The 20,646-nt window shown below is 61.0% G+C and carries 17 protein-coding genes and 1 pseudogene; 13 read left to right on the forward strand and 5 right to left on the reverse strand.

The features are described 5' to 3' along the window. Positions 1 to 20: 20 nt before the first annotated feature. From phnL to phnP, 4 genes are read left to right on the forward strand one after another with little or no spacing between them, the layout of a single operon-like run. The gene (gene phnL / locus ACOI7D_RS21570; protein WP_060589936.1) at positions 21 to 701 is read left to right on the forward strand and encodes a phosphonate C-P lyase system protein PhnL; all 681 of its coding nucleotides are present in this window, start codon (positions 21 to 23) and stop codon (positions 699 to 701) included. Beyond that, positions 698 to 1,834 carry an alpha-D-ribose 1-methylphosphonate 5-triphosphate diphosphatase gene (gene phnM / locus ACOI7D_RS21575; RefSeq protein WP_044525153.1) on the forward strand — a complete coding sequence of 379 codons (1,137 nt, stop codon included), beginning with the start codon at positions 698 to 700 and terminating at the stop codon, positions 1,832 to 1,834. The genes phnL and phnM overlap by 4 nt, the downstream gene beginning before the upstream one ends. Next, complete coding sequence (gene phnN / locus ACOI7D_RS21580; RefSeq protein ID WP_004206368.1) at positions 1,834 to 2,397, forward strand: ribose 1,5-bisphosphokinase; 564 nt, start codon at positions 1,834 to 1,836, stop codon at positions 2,395 to 2,397. The genes phnM and phnN overlap by 1 nt, the downstream gene beginning before the upstream one ends. 15 nt (positions 2,398 to 2,412) lie before the next feature. After that, entirely contained in the window at positions 2,413 to 3,171 is a 759-nt protein-coding gene (gene phnP, locus ACOI7D_RS21585) for a phosphonate metabolism protein PhnP (protein ID WP_109546738.1), read from the forward strand. A 22-nt stretch (positions 3,172 to 3,193) separates the two neighbouring features. On the opposite strand, the gene ACOI7D_RS21590 is transcribed toward phnP, so the two are convergent. Both ACOI7D_RS21590 and ACOI7D_RS21595 read right to left on the reverse strand, forming a co-directional pair. Beyond that, the gene (locus ACOI7D_RS21590; protein WP_060589934.1) at positions 3,194 to 3,562 is read right to left on the reverse strand and encodes a hypothetical protein; all 369 of its coding nucleotides are present in this window, start codon (positions 3,560 to 3,562) and stop codon (positions 3,194 to 3,196) included. A gap of 70 nt (positions 3,563 to 3,632) precedes the next feature. Continuing rightward, positions 3,633 to 5,918, reverse strand: a complete 2,286-nt coding sequence (locus ACOI7D_RS21595) for an ATP-binding protein (protein ID WP_109546739.1) — start codon at positions 5,916 to 5,918, stop codon at positions 3,633 to 3,635. 179 nt (positions 5,919 to 6,097) lie between these two features. On the opposite strand from ACOI7D_RS21595, the gene ACOI7D_RS21600 reads away from it, so the two are divergent. The 4 genes from ACOI7D_RS21600 to ACOI7D_RS21615 all read left to right on the forward strand — a co-directional run bounded on the left by ACOI7D_RS21600 (position 6,098) and on the right by ACOI7D_RS21615 (position 10,676). Next, on the forward strand, positions 6,098 to 7,618 hold the full coding sequence (locus tag ACOI7D_RS21600) for a sugar ABC transporter ATP-binding protein (protein WP_048296446.1): 1,521 nt from the start codon (positions 6,098 to 6,100) through the stop codon (positions 7,616 to 7,618). Next, positions 7,615 to 8,613 (forward strand): ABC transporter permease subunit, encoded by a 999-nt coding sequence (locus ACOI7D_RS21605; protein ID WP_109546740.1) that lies wholly within the window; start codon positions 7,615 to 7,617, stop codon positions 8,611 to 8,613. The genes ACOI7D_RS21600 and ACOI7D_RS21605 overlap by 4 nt, the downstream gene beginning before the upstream one ends. A 30-nt stretch (positions 8,614 to 8,643) precedes the next feature. Beyond that, on the forward strand, positions 8,644 to 9,585 hold the full coding sequence (locus tag ACOI7D_RS21610) for an ABC transporter substrate-binding protein (protein ID WP_023291657.1): 942 nt from the start codon (positions 8,644 to 8,646) through the stop codon (positions 9,583 to 9,585). Between the two features lie 74 nt (positions 9,586 to 9,659). Further along, on the forward strand, positions 9,660 to 10,676 hold the full coding sequence (locus ACOI7D_RS21615; protein WP_032454581.1) for a carbohydrate kinase family protein: 1,017 nt from the start codon (positions 9,660 to 9,662) through the stop codon (positions 10,674 to 10,676). Positions 10,677 to 10,716: 40 nt separating this feature from the next. On the opposite strand, the gene ACOI7D_RS21620 is transcribed toward ACOI7D_RS21615, so the two are convergent. Next, the gene (locus ACOI7D_RS21620; RefSeq protein WP_044525150.1) at positions 10,717 to 11,445 is read right to left on the reverse strand and encodes a response regulator; all 729 of its coding nucleotides are present in this window, start codon (positions 11,443 to 11,445) and stop codon (positions 10,717 to 10,719) included. Positions 11,446 to 11,717: 272 nt separating this feature from the next. Between ACOI7D_RS21620 and fdhF the strand changes: the two genes are divergently transcribed. Together fdhF and ACOI7D_RS21630 are read left to right on the forward strand one after the other, a co-directional pair. Further along, positions 11,718 to 13,865, forward strand: coding sequence for a formate dehydrogenase subunit alpha (fdhF, locus tag ACOI7D_RS21625; protein ID WP_077598907.1), 2,148 nt, complete (start codon positions 11,718 to 11,720; stop codon positions 13,863 to 13,865). A 197-nt stretch (positions 13,866 to 14,062) separates the two neighbouring features. Then, positions 14,063 to 14,749 carry a tetratricopeptide repeat protein gene (locus ACOI7D_RS21630; protein ID WP_023291654.1) on the forward strand — a complete coding sequence of 229 codons (687 nt, stop codon included), beginning with the start codon at positions 14,063 to 14,065 and terminating at the stop codon, positions 14,747 to 14,749. Between the two features lie 34 nt (positions 14,750 to 14,783). Here ACOI7D_RS21630 and gltP read toward each other — a convergent pair whose 3' ends face one another. Both gltP and ACOI7D_RS21640 read right to left on the reverse strand, forming a co-directional pair. After that, the gene (gltP, locus tag ACOI7D_RS21635; RefSeq protein ID WP_004206354.1) at positions 14,784 to 16,097 is read right to left on the reverse strand and encodes a glutamate/aspartate:proton symporter GltP; all 1,314 of its coding nucleotides are present in this window, start codon (positions 16,095 to 16,097) and stop codon (positions 14,784 to 14,786) included. Between the two features lie 111 nt (positions 16,098 to 16,208). Next, a pseudogene (locus tag ACOI7D_RS21640) lies at positions 16,209 to 16,409 on the reverse strand (hypothetical protein). Between the two features lie 100 nt (positions 16,410 to 16,509). On the opposite strand from ACOI7D_RS21640, the gene acs reads away from it, so the two are divergent. The 3 genes from acs (at position 16,510) to actP (ending at position 20,616) form a co-directional block, all read left to right on the forward strand. Further along, positions 16,510 to 18,468 (forward strand): acetate--CoA ligase, encoded by a 1,959-nt coding sequence (gene acs, locus ACOI7D_RS21645; RefSeq protein ID WP_109546741.1) that lies wholly within the window; start codon positions 16,510 to 16,512, stop codon positions 18,466 to 18,468. 184 nt (positions 18,469 to 18,652) lie between these two features. Further along, on the forward strand, positions 18,653 to 18,964 hold the full coding sequence (locus ACOI7D_RS21650) for a DUF485 domain-containing protein (protein WP_004206350.1): 312 nt from the start codon (positions 18,653 to 18,655) through the stop codon (positions 18,962 to 18,964). Next, a complete protein-coding gene (gene actP / locus ACOI7D_RS21655) occupies positions 18,961 to 20,616 on the forward strand; it encodes a cation/acetate symporter ActP (RefSeq protein WP_162543101.1) in 1,656 nt (551 codons plus the stop codon). The genes ACOI7D_RS21650 and actP overlap by 4 nt, the downstream gene beginning before the upstream one ends. Positions 20,617 to 20,646: the final 30 nt, after the last annotated feature.

Here is a 20,646-nt window from a genome sequence, read left to right on the forward strand (position 1 = left end):
TCAACCCCGTGAGGGCTAACATGATCCGCGTTGAAAACATTCATAAAACCTTTGTTCTGCACCAGCAGCACGGCGTGCGTCTGCCGGTGCTGGCCGACGCCTCGCTGACCGTTAACGCCGGGGAGTGCGTGGTGCTCCATGGCCACTCCGGCAGCGGCAAATCGACCCTGCTGCGCTCGCTGTACGCCAACTATCTGCCGGACAGCGGCCATATTCATATCCGCCACGGCGACGAATGGGTCGATCTGGTCACCGCCACGCCGCGCAAGGTGCTGGAAGTGCGTCAAACCACCATCGGCTGGGTCAGCCAGTTTCTGCGGGTGATCCCGCGCATTTCGGCGCTGGAGGTGGTGATGCAGCCGCTGCTCGACCTCGGGACGCCGCGTGAAGCGAGCGCCGCCAAAGCCGCCCAGCTGCTGACCCGCCTCAACGTTCCCGAACGTCTGTGGCATCTTGCGCCGTCGACCTTTTCCGGCGGCGAACAGCAGCGGGTCAATATCGCCCGCGGTTTTGCGGTCGACTATCCGATCCTGCTCCTCGATGAACCCACCGCCTCACTGGATACCAAAAACAGTGCTGCCGTGGTCGACCTGATCCACGATGCCAAAGCGCGCGGCGCGGCCATCGTCGGGATTTTCCATGACGAAGGGGTACGCCGCCAGGTCGCCGACCGGCTGCACCCCATGGGAATGACAGCATGATTATCAATAACGTAAATCTGGTTCTCGACGACGACGTGGTACACGGTTCGCTGGAAGTCCAGGGCGGTCGCATTCTCGCCTTCGCGGAAAGCCAGAGCCGGCTGCCGCAGGCGCTGGATGGCGAAGGCGGCTGGCTGCTGCCGGGCCTTATCGAACTGCATACCGATAACCTCGACAAATTCTTTACCCCGCGACCGAAGGTGGACTGGCCAGCCCACTCGGCGATGAGTAGCCACGATGCAATGATGGTCGCCAGCGGCATCACCACCGTGCTCGACGCCGTGGCGATTGGCGACGTGCGCGATGGCGGCGATCGTCTTGAGAATCTGGAGAAGATGGTCAATGCGGTGGAAGAGACGCAAAAGCGTGGTCTTAACCGCGCCGAGCACCGCCTGCACCTGCGCTGCGAGCTGCCGCATCACACCACGCTGCCGCTGTTTGAAAAGCTCATTGACCGCGAGTCAGTGAGCATGGTCTCGCTGATGGATCACTCCCCGGGCCAGCGCCAGTATGCCGATCGCAGCAAGTACCGCGATTACTATCAGGGAAAGTACCATCTGACGCATGACGAGATGGATCGGTTTGAAGCCGAGCAGATGGCCCTAGCCGCCACCTGGTCGCAGCCCAATCGCCAGACCATTGCCGCCATGTGCCGCGCCCGCCGTATCGCCCTCGCCAGCCACGACGACGCCACCGAGGCGCATGTGGCTGAATCCCACCAGTTGGGTAGCGTGATCGCCGAGTTTCCTACCACCCTGGCCGCGGCGCAGGCTTCACGTCAGCACGGGATGCACGTCCTGATGGGGGCGCCGAATATCGTGCGCGGCGGTTCCCACTCCGGCAACGTCGCCGCCCACCAGCTGGCGAACCACGGTTTGCTCGACATTCTCTCTTCCGACTACTACCCCGCCAGCCTGCTGGATGCCGCATTCCGCATCGCCGACGCCGAGGATAACGCCTTCACCCTGGCGCAGGCGATCCGTCTGGTCAGCAAACATCCGGCGCAGGCGCTGGGCCTTGACGATCGCGGCGTCATCGCCGAGGGGAAACGCGCCGACCTGGTGCTGGCGCACCGTCGCGGCGAGCATGTCCACATCGACCATGTCTGGCGCCAGGGAAGGAGGGTATTTTAATGCCGGGGAAACTGATTTGGCTGGTGGGGCCCTCCGGCTCCGGTAAAGACAGCCTGCTGGCGGCGCTGCGCCAGCGCGAGCACCCGCAGCTGCTGGTGGCGCATCGTTACATTACCCGGCCCTTTAACGCCGGTAACGAAAACCATATCGCCCTCAGCGAACATGAATTTTTTACCCGCGCCGAGCAGCATCTCTTTGCCCTCAGCTGGCACGCCAACCATACTTACTATGGCATTGGCGTGGAGATCGACCTCTGGCTGCACGCCGGCTTCGACGTGGTGGCCAATGGCTCCCGCGCCCATCTGGCGCTGGCGCGGGAACGCTACGGCGAGGTGCTGGTGCCGATCTGTCTCGCCGTCTCGCCGCCGGTGCTGCGCCAGCGGCTGGAGCAGCGCGGCCGGGAAAATGCGGTGGACATCGCCCAGCGTCTGGACCGCGCCGCGCGCTATAAGCCGGACGATTGCCTGACGCTGAATAACGACGGCAGTCTCCGACAATCGGTCGATGAATTTTTCCGCCTGCTGCGCAGCCACGCGGTGCGCGAAGCGGATCCGCTGGTATAAACACAAGGTGGCACGATGAGCCTGACCCTCCGCTTAACCGGCACCGGCGGCGCTCAGCTGGTGCCGGTCTTCGGCTGCGATTGCGCGGCCTGCCGCCGCGCCCGCCGTGAGGAAAGCCATCGCCGCCGCCCCTGCAGCGGGGTGGTGACGTTCAACAGCGCAGTGACGCTGCTGGACGCCGGCAGGCCGGATCTGATGGAACATCATCCCGCCGGCAGCTTTCAGCAAGTGCTGCTAACCCACTATCACCTGGATCATGTGCAGGGGCTGTTTCCGCTGCGCTGGGGCGTGGGCGGGCCGATCCCGGTCTATGGCCCGCCGGACGACGCCGGCTGCGACGATCTGCTCAAGCACCCCGGCCTGCTCGACTTCAGCCATACCGTCACGCCGTTTGTGGTGTTTGAGCTGCAGGGCCTGCGGGTGACGCCCCTGCCGCTCAACCATTCGAAGCTCACCTTCGGTTATCTGCTGGAGTCGGCCCACAGTCGGGTGGCCTGGCTCTCGGATACCGCCGGGCTGCCGGACAAGACGCTGAAGTTTTTACTCAACAATCGCCCGCAGGCGATGATCATCGACTGCAGCCATGAGCCGCGCGCGCAGACCCCGCGTAACCACAACGATTTCACTACCGTTCACGCCCTTAACCAGGCGATAGGCTGTCCGCGGGTGATCCTCACCCATATCAGCCATCAGTTTGACGTCTGGATGATGGATAACCCGCTACCGGAAGGTTTCGAAGCGGGCTATGACGGGATGGAAATAGTACTGGATTAAGCGTCGGTCTGCAGCGGGGCGATCAATAGTCATCGTCCAGACGACGCTGATCGCTTTCTAACTGGCGGCGATCGCGATCGAGCTGGCGCTGGCGTTCATCCAGCTGACGGCGGCGATCGTCCAGCTGGCGTTGCCGATCGTCATACTGACGCTGGCTGTCACGACTCTGCTGGCGGCTCCCTTGATAGCGCCCGTCATCATAACGGCCATCGTCGTTGTCTCTGTCGTTGTCTCTGTCGTCGTCGTCACTGGAACGGCTACTGCCCGGGTTATAGGCGTCGTTAATGGCTTGCTGAATATTGCCGATCGCGTCATCGATAATATCGGCGCGAGCGGCCAGGCTGGTCAGCGACAGAGTGCAAAAGAGCAGTGCGGTTGCGTAACGTTTCATCGGGGCCAATCTCATCAGAGTCCTGCCGCTACCTTAATCAACGGCATGCCGCCCGGGTAGCGGAGGAATCTCAAATCCTCGCGTACGCCGCGCTTAGCGCCTGCGCCAGCTGGGCGCGGGTAAAGGGCTTACGCAGCCACTCCACCTCCGGCAGGGCCGGGTTCTGCGCCGGGCGCAAATCCTGACCGCTGATCAGCAGTACCGGCAGCGCCGGAAAGCGGCGTCGGGCGGTATGGATCACATCGGCGCCGCTCAGCGCGCCGGGCAGCATCAAATCGCTGATCAACAGGGCGATATCCGGCGAGGCCTCCAGCAGTTGCAGCGCCTCTTCCCCGCTGGCGGTTTCCAGCGTCAACCAGCCCAGCTGATGCAGCTGCTCGCACAGCGTCTGGCGAACATCCTCTTCATCCTCCAGCACCAGCGCCAGCCGCTCTCCCGCCGGGATGGGTTCGTCTTCCACCGGCGCCACCGCCTTCACGACCTCGGTCATCGCCCGGGGCAGCTGCAGCCGCACCGTCGTCCCCTGTCCCGGCGCGCTCTCCAGCGCCACCCGGCCGCCCGACTGGCGCACAAAGCCATACACCATCGACAGCCCCAGGCCGCTGCCGCTGCCGGTGGCTTTGGTGGTGAAGAAGGGTTCAAACACCCGGGCTTTCACCGCCTGAGACATGCCGCTGCCGTGATCGATCACCTCCAGGGCCACCATATCCTGCCGCTGGCCGCTGCTGCGAGTGACCCGCTGATTCCAGGTGCGAATTTTAATGACGCCCGTGCGCCCGGCCATGGCGTCGCGGGCGTTCATCACCAGGTTGATCAGGGCGTTTTCCAGCTGGCCGACGTCTATCCATGCCGGCCATGCCGGCGACTGCGCCTCAATCTCCAGGCTCAAGGTCGCCGGCAGGGAGTGGCGCATCAGCTCGCTGAGGTTCTCCAGCAGCGGCGCCATCGCCACCGCCTGGGGATGCAGCGCCTGCTTGCGCGAAAAGGCCAGCAGCCGCTGGGTCAGCAGCGCCCCGCGTTCCGCCGCCTTCAGCGCCCTGGTGAGGCGCGGCGCATCCTGCGCATTCGGCTCCACCAGCTCAAGGCTGCCGATGATCACCGCCAGCAGGTTGTTAAAATCATGCGCCAGGCCTCCGGTCAGCTGGCCGACGGCCTTCATCTTCTGGCTGTGCAGCAACGCCTCCTCCAGCTCCTGGCGCTTAATCCGATCGATCTCCATCTGGGTGGTCTTCTCTTTCAGCAGCCGGGTGGTATGCTCCAGCGACGCCGTATTGCGGGCGAAAACGTTAAAGGCGCGCGCCAGTTCGCCCAGCTCGTCGCGCCGCTGCAGGGCCGGCACCGAGACGTTCGGCTCTCCCTGAGCCAGCCGCGACATCGCCCGCGAGATAGCGGTCAGGTTAGAGCCCAGGTTACGGTAGATGTACCACCCGGCGCAGCCGGTGATCGCCAGCGCCAGCAGCGCGGAAAGCAGAATAAACATGCTGATGGAGCGCAGCTCCCGATGGCTCTGCGCCGCCCGCTGTTCGGAGGCTTCCGCCACCCGGGTCACGTACTGATTGATGTCGTCGTTAAGCAGCGCGACCAGCGCTTTGATGTGGTACATGTACCAGCTGATCGTCAGGTCGCTCTCCTCCAGCTGGGCCGACAGCGGGGCCAGCTTCGCCAGCTCCCGGGTGACGTCGGGGAGAACAAACGCCAGCGCGGGATCGGCGCTATGGGCCGGCAGGTCGCCGCGCAGCTGGTCGAGCTGCAGGACGATCGACCGCGGCGTGACGGTATGGATCGAGGCGACGATCAGCCGGTCCATCTCGGCCAGCCGGCGAGGATCGATCGCCCGCTCCCCGCCGCGATCGTTAAGATCGGCGAGATGGCGCAGGTTGCTCTGATTCTGGTAAAGCGAACTCAGCAGCGCATTGCGCTGCAGATGGCGGCGCTGGCCGCGCTCCAGCATCTCCGCCACGCTCTGCTGCAGCGCGTTGCTGCGGCGAATAATACTGGCCACCAGCGCCTGCTCCTGCTGCGCCAGCGGGGCCGCCGCCAGCTGGGCCAGCGAGTGCTTCAGCGCCTGCTGCGTCGCCAGCAGCCGTTCCGCTTCGCTTTTGTACTCCAGCGCGCCCACCACCTGCGACAGGCGCACCGCCGCCGTGGCGACATTCGCCGTGTCCCGCGCCAGATCCATACTGCCGCGCATATCGTTGAGGGTCTGGCGCTGCACCTGCTCCTGCAGCTGGCTGGCGTGGTGAAAGCCGAACACCGCCACGCCGCTCACCAGCAGGGTGACGACCACCATCAGCAGATTAAAGGAGAGCAGGCGGCCACGGGCGCTGGTGAAAAACGGGTGTCGGCGAGCGGTCATAGCAACTCCGGTGAAGGAACGGTCGGCAGATAAGCGTGACGGTGCAGAAAATGACGCCGCGTAACTGTGATCGCGGTTAACTATTTATCACTATGACAAATATGAATGGATTCTGACATCCTGCATTTATTTTCCGGTGGTGGACTGCAGCTATTGTTCTCGCAGACAGGAGCGCCGTGATGACCGCCACCCCGGTACTGGAAATGCGCCATATCGCCAAAGCTTTTGGCAAATTCTACGCGCTGAAGGGCGTCGACCTGACGGTCTGGCCCGGCGAGATCCATGCCCTGATGGGGGAAAACGGCGCCGGAAAAAGCACGCTGATGAAGATCCTCGCCGGCGCCTATACCGCCACCAGCGGCGAGATCCTGATCGACGGGAAACCGCAAACGATCCGCGGCCCCAAGGACGCGCTGGCCGCCGGGATCACGTTGATCTACCAGGAGATGCAGCTGGCGCCGAACCTGACCGTCGCGGAAAACATCTTCCTCGGCAGCGAGCTGGCGCGCGGTGGCCTGGTGCAGCGCAAAGCGATGCTCAGCCAGGCGCAGGCGGTGATCGACCGTCTCGGCGCCCAGTTCAAGGCCAGCGACCGGGTGATGACCCTGACCATCGCCGAACAGCAGCAGGTGGAGATCGCCCGCGCTCTGCACCGTCAAAGCCGCATTCTGGTGATGGATGAACCCACCGCCGCCCTCTCCTCGCGGGAAACCCAGCGCCTGTTCGACCTCATCCTGCGCCTGCGTGACGAGGGCATGGCGATCATCTATATCAGCCACCGTATGGCGGAAGTGTATGAGCTCTCCGATCGGGTCAGCGTCCTGCGCGATGGGCAGTATGTCGGCAGCCTGGTGCGCGACAAGCTCAATGCGCCGGAGCTGGTGCGCATGATGGTCGGCCGTCCGCTCAGCGATCTGTTCAATAAAGAGCGCGATATTCCCCGCGGCCAGCCGCGCCTGCGGGTCGAGGATCTGACCGATGGCGGCAAGGTTAAGCCCAGCAGCCTGGTGGTGCATGCTGGCGAAATCGTCGGCCTCGCCGGGCTGGTCGGCGCCGGACGCTCCGAGCTGGCGCAGCTGATCTTTGGCGTGCGCAAAGCCACCGGCGGGGTGATCGAGATCGACGGCGAGCCGGTGGTGATCCACTCGCCGCGCGAAGCCATCGACCATGGAATCGGCTTTCTGACCGAAAATCGCAAAGAGCAGGGCCTGTTTCTCGAACTGGCGGCCCAGGAAAACATCACCATGGCGACGCTGGAGCGCGACGCGACCTGGGGGATGCTCAATCGCCGTAAGGCGCAAACTATTTCCGATGACGCCATCCAGCTGCTGAACATCCGCGTGCCGCACGCCCAGGTGCGCGCCGGCGGATTGTCCGGCGGCAACCAGCAGAAGCTGTTAATTTCGCGCTGGGTGGCGATTGGCCCACGCATTCTGATCCTCGATGAACCCACCCGCGGCGTCGACGTCGGCGCAAAAAGCGAGATTTACCGCATCATGAACGACATGGCGCGCCAGGGCGTCGCTATTCTGATGATCTCCAGCGAACTGCCTGAAGTGGTGGGCATGAGCGACCGGGTCTATGTGATGCGCGAAGGGACTATCGCCGGCGAGCTGCAGTCCGGCGATATCAGCCAGGAACAGATCATGACGCTGGCCACCGGCGTGAACGATTCTCACCTTAAGGCAGGGCAACTATGAGCATACCGAAAGAGACCTCCGCGCCGGTCGCGACATCCGCTTCGGCGAAAAAAATGCTGATGGGCGACCTGATGCAGACCGTCGGCATTCTGCCGATCCTCATCCTGATCGTCGCCGTTTTCGGCTTTATCGCCCCCAACTTCTTCACGGAAAGCAATCTGCTGAATATCACCCGCCAGGCCTCGATCAACATTGTGCTGGCGGCGGGAATGACCTTCATCATCCTCACCGGCGGCATTGACCTCTCCGTCGGCTCCATTCTCGGCACCACCGCGGTGGCGGCAATGGTGGTCTCGCTGATCCCGGAGTTGGCGTTGCTGTCGATTCCGGCGGCGCTGATGCTCGGCCTGCTGCTTGGGCTGTTCAACGGCGCGCTGGTGGCCTTCGCCGGGCTACCGCCGTTTATCGTCACCCTCGGCACCTATACGGCGCTGCGCGGCGCCGCCTATCTGCTGGCCGACGGCACCACGGTAATCAACTCCGATATCAGCTTCGAGTGGATCGGCAATGACTACCTCGGCCCGGTACCGTGGCTGGTGGTCATCGCCCTGGCGGTTATCGCGGTGTGCTGGTTTATCCTGCGCCGAACCACCCTTGGGGTGCATATCTACGCGGTGGGCGGCAACATGCAGGCGGCGCGGCTGACCGGCATCAAAGTCTGGCTGGTGCTGCTGTTTGTCTATGGCATGAGCGGCCTGCTCTCCGGCCTTGGCGGGGTGATGAGCGCCTCCCGGCTGTACAGCGCCAACGGCAACCTCGGGATCGGCTACGAGCTGGACGCCATCGCCGCGGTCATTCTCGGCGGCACCAGCTTCGTCGGCGGCATCGGCACCATCACCGGTACGCTGGTGGGGGCGCTGATTATCGCCACCCTCAATAACGGTATGACCCTGATGGGGGTCTCCTACTTCTGGCAACTGGTGATCAAAGGGGCGGTGATCATCATTGCGGTGCTGATCGACAAATACCGTACCCGACACCATCAAAGTGCATAACAACACCATCTTACCTGCGAGGAAAAGCGAATGCGTTTAAAACCGATAGTCACCGCGCTGTGTGCTGGCGCGCTGCTGGCCGCCTCCCCCTTTGCGTCGGCCAAAGAGCTGAAAGCGATAGGCGTGACAGTGGGCGACCTTGCCAACCCGTTTTTTGTGCAGATCACCAAGGGCGCGGAGCTGGAAGCCCGCAAGCTGGCGGGGGATAACGTCAAAGTGACGCTGGTCTCCAGCGGCTACGACCTGGGCCAGCAGGTGGCGCAGATCGACAACTTTATCGCCGCCAGGGTCGATATGATTATCCTCAACGCCGCCGATTCGAAAGGCATTGGCCCGGCGGTGAAGCGGGCCAAAGAGGCCGGGATCGTGGTGGTGGCGGTTGACGTTGCCGCCGAAGGGGCCGACGCCACCATCACCTCCGATAACACCCAGGCGGGCGAGCTGGCCTGTAAATACATTAGCGACCGTCTGAACAACAAAGGCAACGTGGTGATCATCAACGGGCCGCCGGTCTCCGCCGTACAAAACCGCGTCGAAGGCTGCGAAACGGAGTTCAAAAAACACCCGGATATTAAAATTTTGTCCTCCAACCAGAACGCGAAAGGCAGCCGGGAAGGCGGACTGGAGGTGATGACCTCCCTGCTGGCGGCCAATCCGAAGATTGACGGCGTGTTCGCGATCAACGATCCGACGGCGATTGGCGCCGATCTGGCGGCGAAACAGGCGCAGCGCAGCGAGTTCTTCATCGTCGGCGTCGACGGCAGCCCGGACGGCGAAGAGGCGCTGAAGCGTAAGAACTCGCTGTTCGTCGCGACGCCGGCGCAGGATCCGCAGGTGATGGCGGCGAAGGCGGTGGAGATTGGCTACGACATCCTGCAGGGCAAACCGGCCCCAACCGCGCCGGTGCTGATCCCGGTGACCATGATCGACAAAAACAACGTCAGTTCCTACAAAGGCTGGACCGTGAAATAAGCGCAACCCGGCGCACAATCGTTCCGCCGATTGTGCGCTACGCTTAACGAGTATGACGGCGCGGAGTAGCGATCATGGAACGTAAAGGGATTATTGCCGCAGGCAACATGCTGGTCGATCATGTCCACCAGATCAGACAGTGGCCGGAGCGCGGCTGGCTGGTGGAAATTATTCACAGCGAACGCGCCACCGGCGGCGCGCCGCTGAATGTCCTGCTGACCCTGGCCAAAATGCACGCCGGACTGCCGCTGCAGGCGGTCGGCCTGATTGGCGAGGATAACGATGGCGACTACATTACCGCCATGCTCGATCAGTACCATATCAATCGCCAGCTTGTGCAGCGCACCAGCTCCGCCCCCACCTCGATGACTCAGGTGATGACCGACGCCGAAGGCCAGCGCACCTTCTTTCACTCTCCCGGCGCCAACCGCCTGCTTGACCTTCCGGCCTTTGAGCCGCTGGATGCGCCGCTGAAAATTTTCCATCTCGGCTATCTGCTGCTGCTTGAAAGTCTCGATCGCCCCGACGAAGAGTACGGCACCCGCAGCGCGCGGTTGCTGGCGCAGATGCGCGAGCGAGGCTATGAGGTTTCCCTCGATCTGGTGTCGCGCAAGGGCGACCCGCGCTACCGCCCGCTGGTCCTGCCGGCGCTGGCGCATCTTGACTACCTGACCATCAATGAGCTGGAAGCCAGCGAGTTTAGCGGGCTGGAGATTCGTCTACCCAACGGCGAGCCGCACGTCGCCCATATCGCCCGCGCCGCCAGCGCATTGCTTGACGCAGGCGTGCGCCAGCGGGTGGTGATCCACTGTCCGGAGGGGGCATGGGGCGTCTCCCGTACCGAAGCCGGGCGCTGGGTACCGTCATGGCGGCTGCCGCCGGAGGAGATTGTCGGCAGCGTCGGCGCCGGAGATGCCTTCTGCGCCGGCCTGCTGTACGGCAGCCACGAACGCTGGCCGTTAACCGACAGTCTGCAGCTGGCTCATGCCTGCGCCCGCGCCAGCCTGCAGGCCGCCAATGCGATCGACGGCGCCAAAACGCTCTCTGAGCTGCAGGCGTTTATTCAGTTGCAGAATAGTGAGAGGGGTTAACACCGCCAGCAATGGGCAGGCCGGTTAGACAGCCCCCGCCCTACGCCGCCTTCTCGCTGTGGGTCACGTCGGCGGAAAAGACATAGCCCAGGCCGCGCAGCGTTTTAATCAGCGTCGGCTGATGCGGGTTCAATTCGATTTTGCGCCGCAGGCGCATGATAAGCACATCGATGGTGCGATCGAACACCTCGGTGCTTTCGGTATGGGTTAGCGCCAGCAGCTGTTCACGGTTCAGCACCCGGCGGGCGTTCTGCGCCAGCGCCAGCAGCAAACCGTATTCTCCCTGGGTCAGCGGGATCGCCTGCTGCTGTGGGTTATACAGCTCACAGCGGGTGGTATCCAGCCGCCAGCCGTTGAACGTCAGGCCAGCGACGCCGCCCGGCGCCTCGCTGGCCAGCGCCCCGCTGCGCCGCAGCACCGCCTTCACCCGGGCGACCACCACCCGCGAACTGAACGGTTTGGCGATGTAATCATCGGCGCCCATCTCCAGGCCCACCACCACATCGGACTCGCTGCCCAGGCCGGAGAGCATCACCACCGGCAGCTCAGGCCGTGTGCGCTGCAGCTGCTGGAGCACCTGCAAACCATGGGTATCCGGCAGGATCATATCCAGCAAAACCAGCGCGATGTCCGCCCGCTGCGCCACCGTCGCCAGCGCGTCGCCGCCGGTCTGGCAGACCAGCACCTCAAACGCGTGCGCGCCGAGCACATCGCTGAGCAGCTCGCCCATCGCTATGTCGTCATCAACCACTAAAATGACCGGTTTCATCTTTGCCTCTGCCCGCGGGGAGTTAGTGTCAGTCTGATCGATTCTGCAAGGCTGCGCCGACAAATTCCTCTTCCGGTGACATTTTTTCAAGCGCCGTCACATCTCCAGGGTATCGACACGTCAAATCTGTCGACAGGCTGTTTTTCGTCAGCATTTCGCCCAAAAAAGCCACGTATCATCAAGGAATACCCACAATGAAAATATGGCATAGAAGATGCATAGTGACGGCGCGATAGCGCAAACGCGCCCATTGAATAACTGGAGCAAGACCGATGAAAAAAGTCGTCACGGTTTGCCCGTATTGCGCATCAGGTTGCAAAATCAACCTGGTGGTCGATAACGGCAAAATCGTTCGGGCTGAAGCGGCGCAGGGGAAAACCAACCAGGGAACCCTGTGCCTGAAGGGCTATTATGGCTGGGACTTTATTAACGATACCCAGATCCTGACGCCGCGCCTGAAAACCCCCATGATCCGTCGTCAACGCGGCGGCAAGCTGGAAGCTGTCTCCTGGGATGAGGCGCTGGATTACGTCGCCACTCGCCTCAGCGCCATTAAAGCCAAATATGGCCCGGATGCGATCCAAACCACCGGCTCCTCCCGCGGTACCGGTAATGAAACCAACTATGTGATGCAAAAATTCGCGCGCGCCGTTATTGGTACCAATAACGTCGACTGCTGCGCTCGCGTCTGACACGGCCCTTCGGTTGCAGGTCTGCACCAGTCGGTCGGTAATGGCGCCATGAGTAATGCCATCACGGAGATTGATAACACCGATCTGGTGTTTATCTTCGGTTACAACCCGGCGGATTCCCACCCTATCGTGGCGAATCACGTCATTAACGCTAAACGCAACGGGGCGAAAATTATCGTCTGCGACCCGCGCAAAATTGAAACCGCGCGCATCGCCGATATGCACATTGCGCTGAAGAACGGCTCGAATATCGCGCTGCTCAACGCCATTGGCCACGTGATTATTGAAGAGGATCTGTACGATAAATCCTTCGTCGCCAGCCGTTCCGAAGGCTTCGAGGAGTATCGCAAAATCGTTGAAGGCTATACGCCGGAGTCGGTGGAGGAGATCACCGGGGTCAGCGCCCAGGAGATCCGCGCCTGCGCCCGGATGTACGCCAGCGCCAAATCCGCCGCCATTCTGTGGGGCATGGGCGTGACCCAGTTCTACCAGGGCGTGGAGACCGTGCGTTCGCTGACCAGCCTGGCGATCCTCACCGGCAACCTCGGCAAACCGAGCGTCGGCGTCAACCCGGTGCGTGGCCAGAACAACGTCCAGGGCGCCTGCGATATGGGGGCGCTGCCGGATACCTATCCGGGCTATCAGTACGTTAAGTTCCCGGAAAACCGCGAGAAGTTCGCCAAAGCCTGGGGCGTCGACAGCCTGCCGGCACATACCGGCTATCGCATCAGCGAGCTGCCGCACCGCGCGGCGCACGGCGAAGTGCGGGCGGCGTACATTATGGGTGAAGATCCGCTGCAGACCGATGCCGAACTCTCGGCGGTGCGCAAAGCGTTCGACGATCTGGAGCTGGTTATCGTCCAGGACATTTTCATGACCAAAACCGCCTCCGCGGCCGACGTCATCCTGCCGTCCACCTCGTGGGGCGAGCACGAAGGCGTGTACACCGCAGCGGATCGCGGCTTCCAGCGCTTCTTTAAAGCGGTAGAGCCGAAGTGGGACCTGAAAACCGACTGGCAGATCATCAGCGAAATCGCCACCCGGATGGGTTATCCGATGCACTATAACAACACCCAGGAGATCTGGGACGAGTTGCGGCATCTGTGCCCGGACTTCTACGGCGCCACCTACGAGAAAATGGGTGAGCTTGGCTACGTCATGTGGCCGTGCCGCGATGAGTCCGACGCCGATCAGGGGACGTCGTATCTGTTTAAAGAGAAGTTCGATACCCCGAACGGGCTGGCGCAGTTCTTCACCTGCGACTGGGTCGCGCCGATCGATAAGCTCACCGACGAGTACCCGATGGTGCTGTCGACGGTGCGCGAAGTCGGCCACTACTCGTGCCGTTCAATGACCGGTAACTGCGCGGCGCTGGCGGCGCTGGCGGATGAGCCTGGCTATGCGCAGATCAACACCGCCGACGCCGAACGGTTAGGCATTGAGGATGAAGCGCTGGTGTGGGTGAATTCGCGCAAGGGTCGGATCATCACCCGCGCGCAGGTCAGCGACCGGCCGAACAAAGGCGCGGTGTATATGACCTACCAGTGGTGGATTGGCGCCTGTAACGAGCTGGTGTCGGAGAACCTGAGCCCGATAACCAAAACGCCGGAGTACAAGTACTGCGCGGTCAACGTTGAGCGGATTGCCGATCAGCGCGCGGCGGAACAGTACGTGATCGACGAGTACAACAAGCTGAAATCCCGCCTGCGCGAAAGCGCGATGGGTTAAGGTGCAGCGGCCTGATCCGACTCGCGCGATGCGTAGGCCGGATCTGGCGCAGCCGCCACCCGGCATACAAGCGGCGCCGTGCCCGCGTACCTGCGGCAGGTAGAGCGAATCCGCTCTACCTACCGATCCCTGTCATTTTCTTCTTTTTCGCCTCCCTTTATACTGCGCGCTATGTTCCTTGCTGATAATAAATACAAATGAAATACCTCTTTTTATTTTTACTGGTCATTACCAGCGGCGCAGCGGTGGCCACCGAACCGGGTAGCCGGTATCAACAGCAGGCGGAAGCCGGCGATCGACGCGCGCAATATTACCTTGCGGATACCTGGGTTAGCTCCGGCGATTATCAGAAAGCCGAATTCTGGGCACAGAAAGCAGCGGCGCAGGGCGATGGCGACGCGCTGGCCCTGCTGGCGCAGCTAAAAATTCGCAATCCGCAGCAGGCGGACTATCCGCAGGCTCGCCAGCTGGCGGAAAAAGCCGTCGAGGCCGGCAGTAAGTCCGGGGAGATCGTCCTCGCGCGAGTGCTGGTAAACCGTCAGGCTGGCCCCACCGACGTGGCGCACGCCATCACGCTTCTGCAGGATGCCGCCCGGGACAGCGAAAGCGATGCGGCGGTAGACGCCCAGATGCTGCTGGGGCTGATCTACGCCAGCGGCGTGCACGGTCCGGAAGATGATGGGAAAGCGAGCGCCTACTTTAAAGGCAGCTCGGCGCTCTCGCGGACCGGCTATGCCGAATACTGGGCCGGGATGATGTTCCAGCAGGGAGAGAAAGGCTTTATCGAACCGAATAAGCAGAAGGCGCTGCACTGGCTTAACGTCAGTTGCCTGGAGGGGTTTGATACCGGCTGCGAAGAGTTTGACAGGATCAGTAAAGGATAAGAAAAAGCCCGGCGCTCGCGCCGGGCTTTGTGTTTTATTGCGCGGTTTTATCAAACTTGCCCAGCACTTCGCGTTCATACGCCAGCGCTTTTTTGCGGTCGAACTTATGCTCCCACTTGGCGATAACCAGCACCGCCAGCGCATTGCCCACCACGTTCAGCGCGGTACGCGCCATGTCGAGGATACGGTCGACGCCGGCGATAAAGGCGAGGCCCTCCAGCGGGATCCCGACGCTGCCCAGGGTGGCCAGCAGCACCACAAAAGAGACGCCCGGCACGCCGGCGATCCCTTTCGAGGTCACCATCAGGGTCAGTACCAGGGTGATCTCCTGCCAGATGGAGAGGTCGATGCCGTACAGCTGGGCGATAAAGATCGCCGCGATGCTCTGATACAGCGTTGAGCCATCGAGGTTAAAGGAGTAGCCGGTCGGCACCACGAAGCTGGTGATCGACGCCGGCGCGCCATAGGCTTCCATTTTCTCGATAATACGCGGCAGCACGCTCTCGGAGCTGGCGGTGGAGTAAGCCAGAATCAGCTCATCTTTCAGGATGCGGATCAGGATCCAGATGCTCAGGCCGCACAGGCGGGCGACAATCCCCAGCACCACCAGCGCGAAAAACAGGATCGCGAAGTAAACCAGCAGCACCAGCTTGGCCAGCGGCCACAGCGAGGCGAAACCAAAGGTGGCGACGGTCACTGAAATCAGGGCGAACACCCCGATCGGCGCATAGCGCATCACCATATGGGTGACTTTGAACATGGTTTCGGAGATGGAGCGGAAGACCGTCACCAGCGGCTCACGGTGCGTCGCCGGCAGCGAGGAGAGCCCCAGACCAAACAGCACCGAGAAGAAAATAATCGGCAGCATATCGCCTTTCGCCATCGACGCCACGATGTTGGTCGGCACCAGCGACAGGATGGTGCCCATCAGGCCATGCGCATGGCTCTGCACCTCAGCGGTGGTGTTCTGGTATTTCGAAATATCAACCGCCGCCAGCTGCGACATATCAATGCCCGTTCCCGGCTGGAAGACGTTGGCCAGGGTGATACCCAGCACGATCGCCACCGTGGTGATCACTTCGAAATAGATAATGGTTTTGGCGCCGATCCGGCCTAACTGTTTGGCATCGCCCACGCCGGCAATCCCGACCACCAGGGTCGAAATAACAATCGGGACTACGATCATTTTAATCAGATGGATAAAGATATCGCCCGCCGGCGTCAGCAAATTGCTAATCAACCAATCGCGACTTTCGGCGTGGTAATGCAGATAACTGCCCAAAAGGATACCCAGCACCAGGGCTAGCAAAATTTGCCAGGCCAGACTGACTTTTTTTGTTTTCTTCACTACTGACTTCCTCAATGAAAGGCACCATTCCTTTTCGTCATGGTACCCACTGCAGGGGGTATGAATTGTGTTGCGTTGCTTTGTGGGGTTATTTAACGCGCAATATCAGTATCATTTGCACGGCATGCTGCGCAAGCCTTTAAGAATAGGGCTTTCTTCTGGTTTTCTGCATAAAGTCACGAATTTTCCCCAGTTACAATGCATAAGTATTTGTAATAAAAAATATTTCACATCTTCCGTTTCTATAAATTCATTTACGCAATTATTTCACTTCAAAGTTTCATTTGACGAAATTTCACTCAGTTGAATCATTGCGTGATCTGCCCCCCAATTAACAAACAAAGCTGTCAAAACCCCTACTCTTAACGTTTGTTTGACATATATTTAACAAGTTCAAAGGAGAAAAAAAGCCATGAGCCAAATACACAAACACCCTATTCCCGCTAACATTGCGGAACGTTGCCTGATTAACCCGGATCAGTACAAGGCGCAGTATCAACAATCCATAACCGACCCTGATACATTCTGGGGCGAGCAGGGCAAAATCCTTGACTGGATGCGCCCCTACACCCGCGTGAAGAATACCTCCTTTGCGCCGGGTAACATTTCCATCAAATGGTATGAAGACGGCACCCTGAACCTCGCCGCCAACTGCCTCGACCGCCATCTCGCCGAGCGCGGCGATCAAACCGCCATCATCTGGGAAGGCGACGACGCCAGCCAGAGCAAGCACATCACCTACCGTGAACTGCATGCGGACGTCTGCCGCTTCGCCAATGTGCTGCTCGGCCTCGGGATTAAAAAAGGCGACGTGGTCGCCATCTATATGCCGATGGTGCCGGAAGCCGCGGTGGCGATGCTGGCCTGCGCCCGCATCGGCGCCATCCACTCGGTGATTTTCGGTGGCTTCTCGCCGGAGGCGGTGGCCGGACGCATTATCGACTCCAGCTCGCGCCTGGTGATCACCGCGGATGAAGGGCTGCGCGCCGGTCGCGCCATCCCGCTGAAGAAAAACGTCGATGACGCGCTGAAAAACCCGAACGTCAACAGCATTGAACACGTCGTGGTCCTGAAACGTACCGGCGGTAAAATCGACTGGCAGGAAGGCCGCGATCTGTGGTGGAGCGATCTGATGGCGAACGCCAGCGCCGAACACCGCCCCGTCGAGATGAACGCCGAAGATCCGCTGTTCATCCTCTATACCTCTGGCTCCACCGGTAAACCGAAAGGGGTGTTGCACACCACCGGCGGCTATCTGGTCTACGCGGCCACCACCTTTAAATACGTTTTCGATTACCACCCGGGCGATATTTACTGGTGCACCGCCGATGTCGGCTGGGTCACCGGCCACAGCTATCTGCTGTACGGCCCGCTGGCCTGCGGCGCCACCACTCTGATGTTCGAAGGGGTGCCGAACTGGCCAACCCCGGCGCGTATGTGCCAGGTCGTCGATAAGCATAAGGTCAGCATTCTGTATACCGCTCCGACGGCGATCCGTGCCCTGATGGCGGAAGGCGACAAGGCTATCGAAGGCACGGACCGCTCCTCACTGCGCATTCTCGGCTCGGTCGGCGAACCCATTAACCCGGAAGCCTGGGAGTGGTACTGGGAGAAGATCGGTAACGAGAAGTGCCCGGTGATGGACACCTGGTGGCAGACCGAAACCGGCGGCTTTATGATCACCCCGCTGCCGGGGGCGATTGAGCTGAAGGCTGGCTCCGCTACCCGCCCGTTCTTCGGCGTTCAGCCGGTGCTGGTGGATAACGAAGGGCTGCCGCTGGATGGCGCCACCGAGGGCAATCTTGCCATCGCCGACTCCTGGCCCGGCCAGGCGCGAACCCTGTTCGGGGATCATGAGCGCTTTGAGCAAACCTACTTCTCCACCTTCAAAAATATGTACTTTAGCGGCGACGGCGCGCGCCGAGATGAAGATGGCTATTACTGGATCACCGGCCGCGTGGATGACGTTCTGAACGTCTCCGGCCACCGTCTGGGTACTGCCGAGATCGAATCGGCGCTGGTGTCGCACCCGAAAATCGCCGAAGCGGCAGTGGTCGGTATTCCGCACAACATCAAGGGCCAGGCTATCTACGCCTACGTGACGCTCAATCACGGTGAAGAACCGACGCCGGAGCTGTATGCGGAAGTGCGTAACTGGGTGCGCAAAGAGATTGGCCCGCTGGCGACGCCGGATGTTCTGCACTGGACCGATTCGCTGCCAAAAACCCGCTCGGGCAAAATCATGCGCCGCATTCTGCGCAAGATCGCCGCGGGCGACACCAGCAACCTCGGCGATACCTCGACTCTCGCCGATCCTGGCGTAGTGGAAAAACTGCTCGAAGAGAAGCAGGCCATTACCATGCCTTCTTAAGTAAGGACCGATTCCCTACACCCTCTCCCCCACCGGGGAGAGGATAAAAATAAGTCCCTCCCCCAGGATTTCACTCGCAGGAACGCCGTCAGCGAACCGTATCCCGGCCTTTAACGCCGGAGGGGTTGCTGTCGCCAGCGTCCGCTGCGTGGATGACGAAAGGGAGACCTCTGGAGACGCTAAGATGAATGAACAACTTTGTCAGCGGATAGAAAATAGTGCGCATTTCAGGGAGCTGGTGGCATCACGGCAACGGTTTGCCGCCATTCTGTCAGTGATTATGTTAGTGATCTATGTGGGCTTTATTCTGCTTATCGCCTTCGCGCCAGGCTGGCTCGGCACGCCGCTGCACGCCGGGACCAGCGTCACCCGCGGGATCCCGCTGGGCATCGGGGTGATCGTCATTTCGTTTGTTCTCACCGGTATTTATGTCTGGCGGGCCAACGGTGAATTTGACCGTTTGACCAAGAGCGTTCTCAACGAGGTAAAAGCATGATCAAGAGAGTCCTGACGGCGCTCGCCGCCGCGCTGCTGCCCCTCGGCGTTCAGGCCGCAGACGCCATTACCGGCGCGGTACAGCGCCAGCCGACCAACTGGCAGGCGATTGTCATGTTCCTGATTTTCGTCGCCCTGACCCTGTACATCACTTACTGGGCGTCAAAACGGGTGCGTTCGCGCAGCGATTACTACACCGCCGGCGGCAATATCACCGGTTTCCAGAACGGGCTGGCGATTGCCGGCGACTTTATGTCGGCAGCGTCGTTCCTTGGTATCTCCGCGCTGGTGTATACCTCCGGTTACGACGGTCTGATCTACTCGCTGGGCTTTCTTGTCGGCTGGCCGATTATCCTGTTTCTGATTGCCGAACGTCTGCGCAACCTTGGCCGCTACACCTTTGCCGACGTGGCGTCCTATCGTCTCAAACAGGGACCGATCCGCACCCTCTCCGCCTGCGGCTCGCTGGTGGTGGTGGCCCTCTATCTGATCGCCCAAATGGTCGGCGCCGGCAAGCTGATCCAGCTGCTGTTCGGTCTTAACTATCACGTTGCGGTGGTGCTGGTGGGCGTCCTGATGGTGCTCTATGTCCTGTTCGGCGGCATGCTGGCGACCACCTGGGTGCAGATTATCAAAGCGGTTCTGCTGCTGTTCGGCGCCAGCTTTATGGCCTTTATGGTGATGAAGCACGTCGGCTTCAGCTTCAATAATCTGTTTACCGAAGCGATGGCCGTCCACCCGAAAGGCGCGGCGATTATGAGCCCAGGTGGGCTGGTGAAAGATCCGATATCAGCGCTCTCCCTTGGCCTCGGTCTGATGTTTGGTACCGCCGGCCTGCCGCATATCCTGATGCGTTTCTTTACCGTGAGCGACGCCAAAGAAGCGCGTAAAAGCGTGTTCTACGCCACCGGTTTTATGGGCTACTTCTATATTCTGACCTTTATCATCGGCTTCGGCGCCATCATGCTGGTCGGCGCGAACCCAGTGTTCAAAGACGCGGCCGGGCAGCTTATCGGCGGCAATAATATGGCGGCGGTGCATCTGGCGGATGCGGTGGGCGGCAACCTGTTCCTCGGCTTTATCTCCGCGGTCGCCTTCGCCACCATTCTGGCGGTGGTCGCTGGCTTGACGCTGGCGGGCGCCTCGGCGGTGTCGCACGACCTGTACGCCAACGTCTTCCGTAAAGGGGCGACCGAGCGTCAGGAGCTGAAGGTCTCCAAAATTACGGTGCTGATCCTCGGCGTGGTGGCCATTCTGCTGGGCATCCTATTCGAAAATCAGAATATCGCTTTCATGGTCGGCCTGGCGTTCTCTATTGCCGCCAGCTGTAACTTCCCGATTATCCTGCTGTCGATGTACTGGTCGAAGCTGACCACCCGCGGGGCGATGATCGGCGGCTGGCTGGGTCTGCTGACGGCGGTGATTCTGATGATCCTCGGCCCGACCATTTGGGTGCAGATCCTCGGTCATGAGAAAGCGCTGTTCCCGTATGAATATCCGGCGCTGTTCTCCATCGCTATCGCGTTCATCGGTATCTGGCTCTTCTCCGCGACCGATAACTCACCGGAAGGAATGCGCGAGCGCGAGCAGTTCCGCGCCCAGTTCATTCGTTCACAAACCGGGATTGGTATCGAACGCGGCCAGGCGCATTAACCGTCGCCTTCCCTTCTCCGGCACCTGCCG

Origin of the sequence: Klebsiella sp. C360 (assembly GCF_048822415.1) — a bacterium.
Classification (GTDB): Bacteria; Pseudomonadota; Gammaproteobacteria; order Enterobacterales; family Enterobacteriaceae; genus Klebsiella; species Klebsiella quasipneumoniae.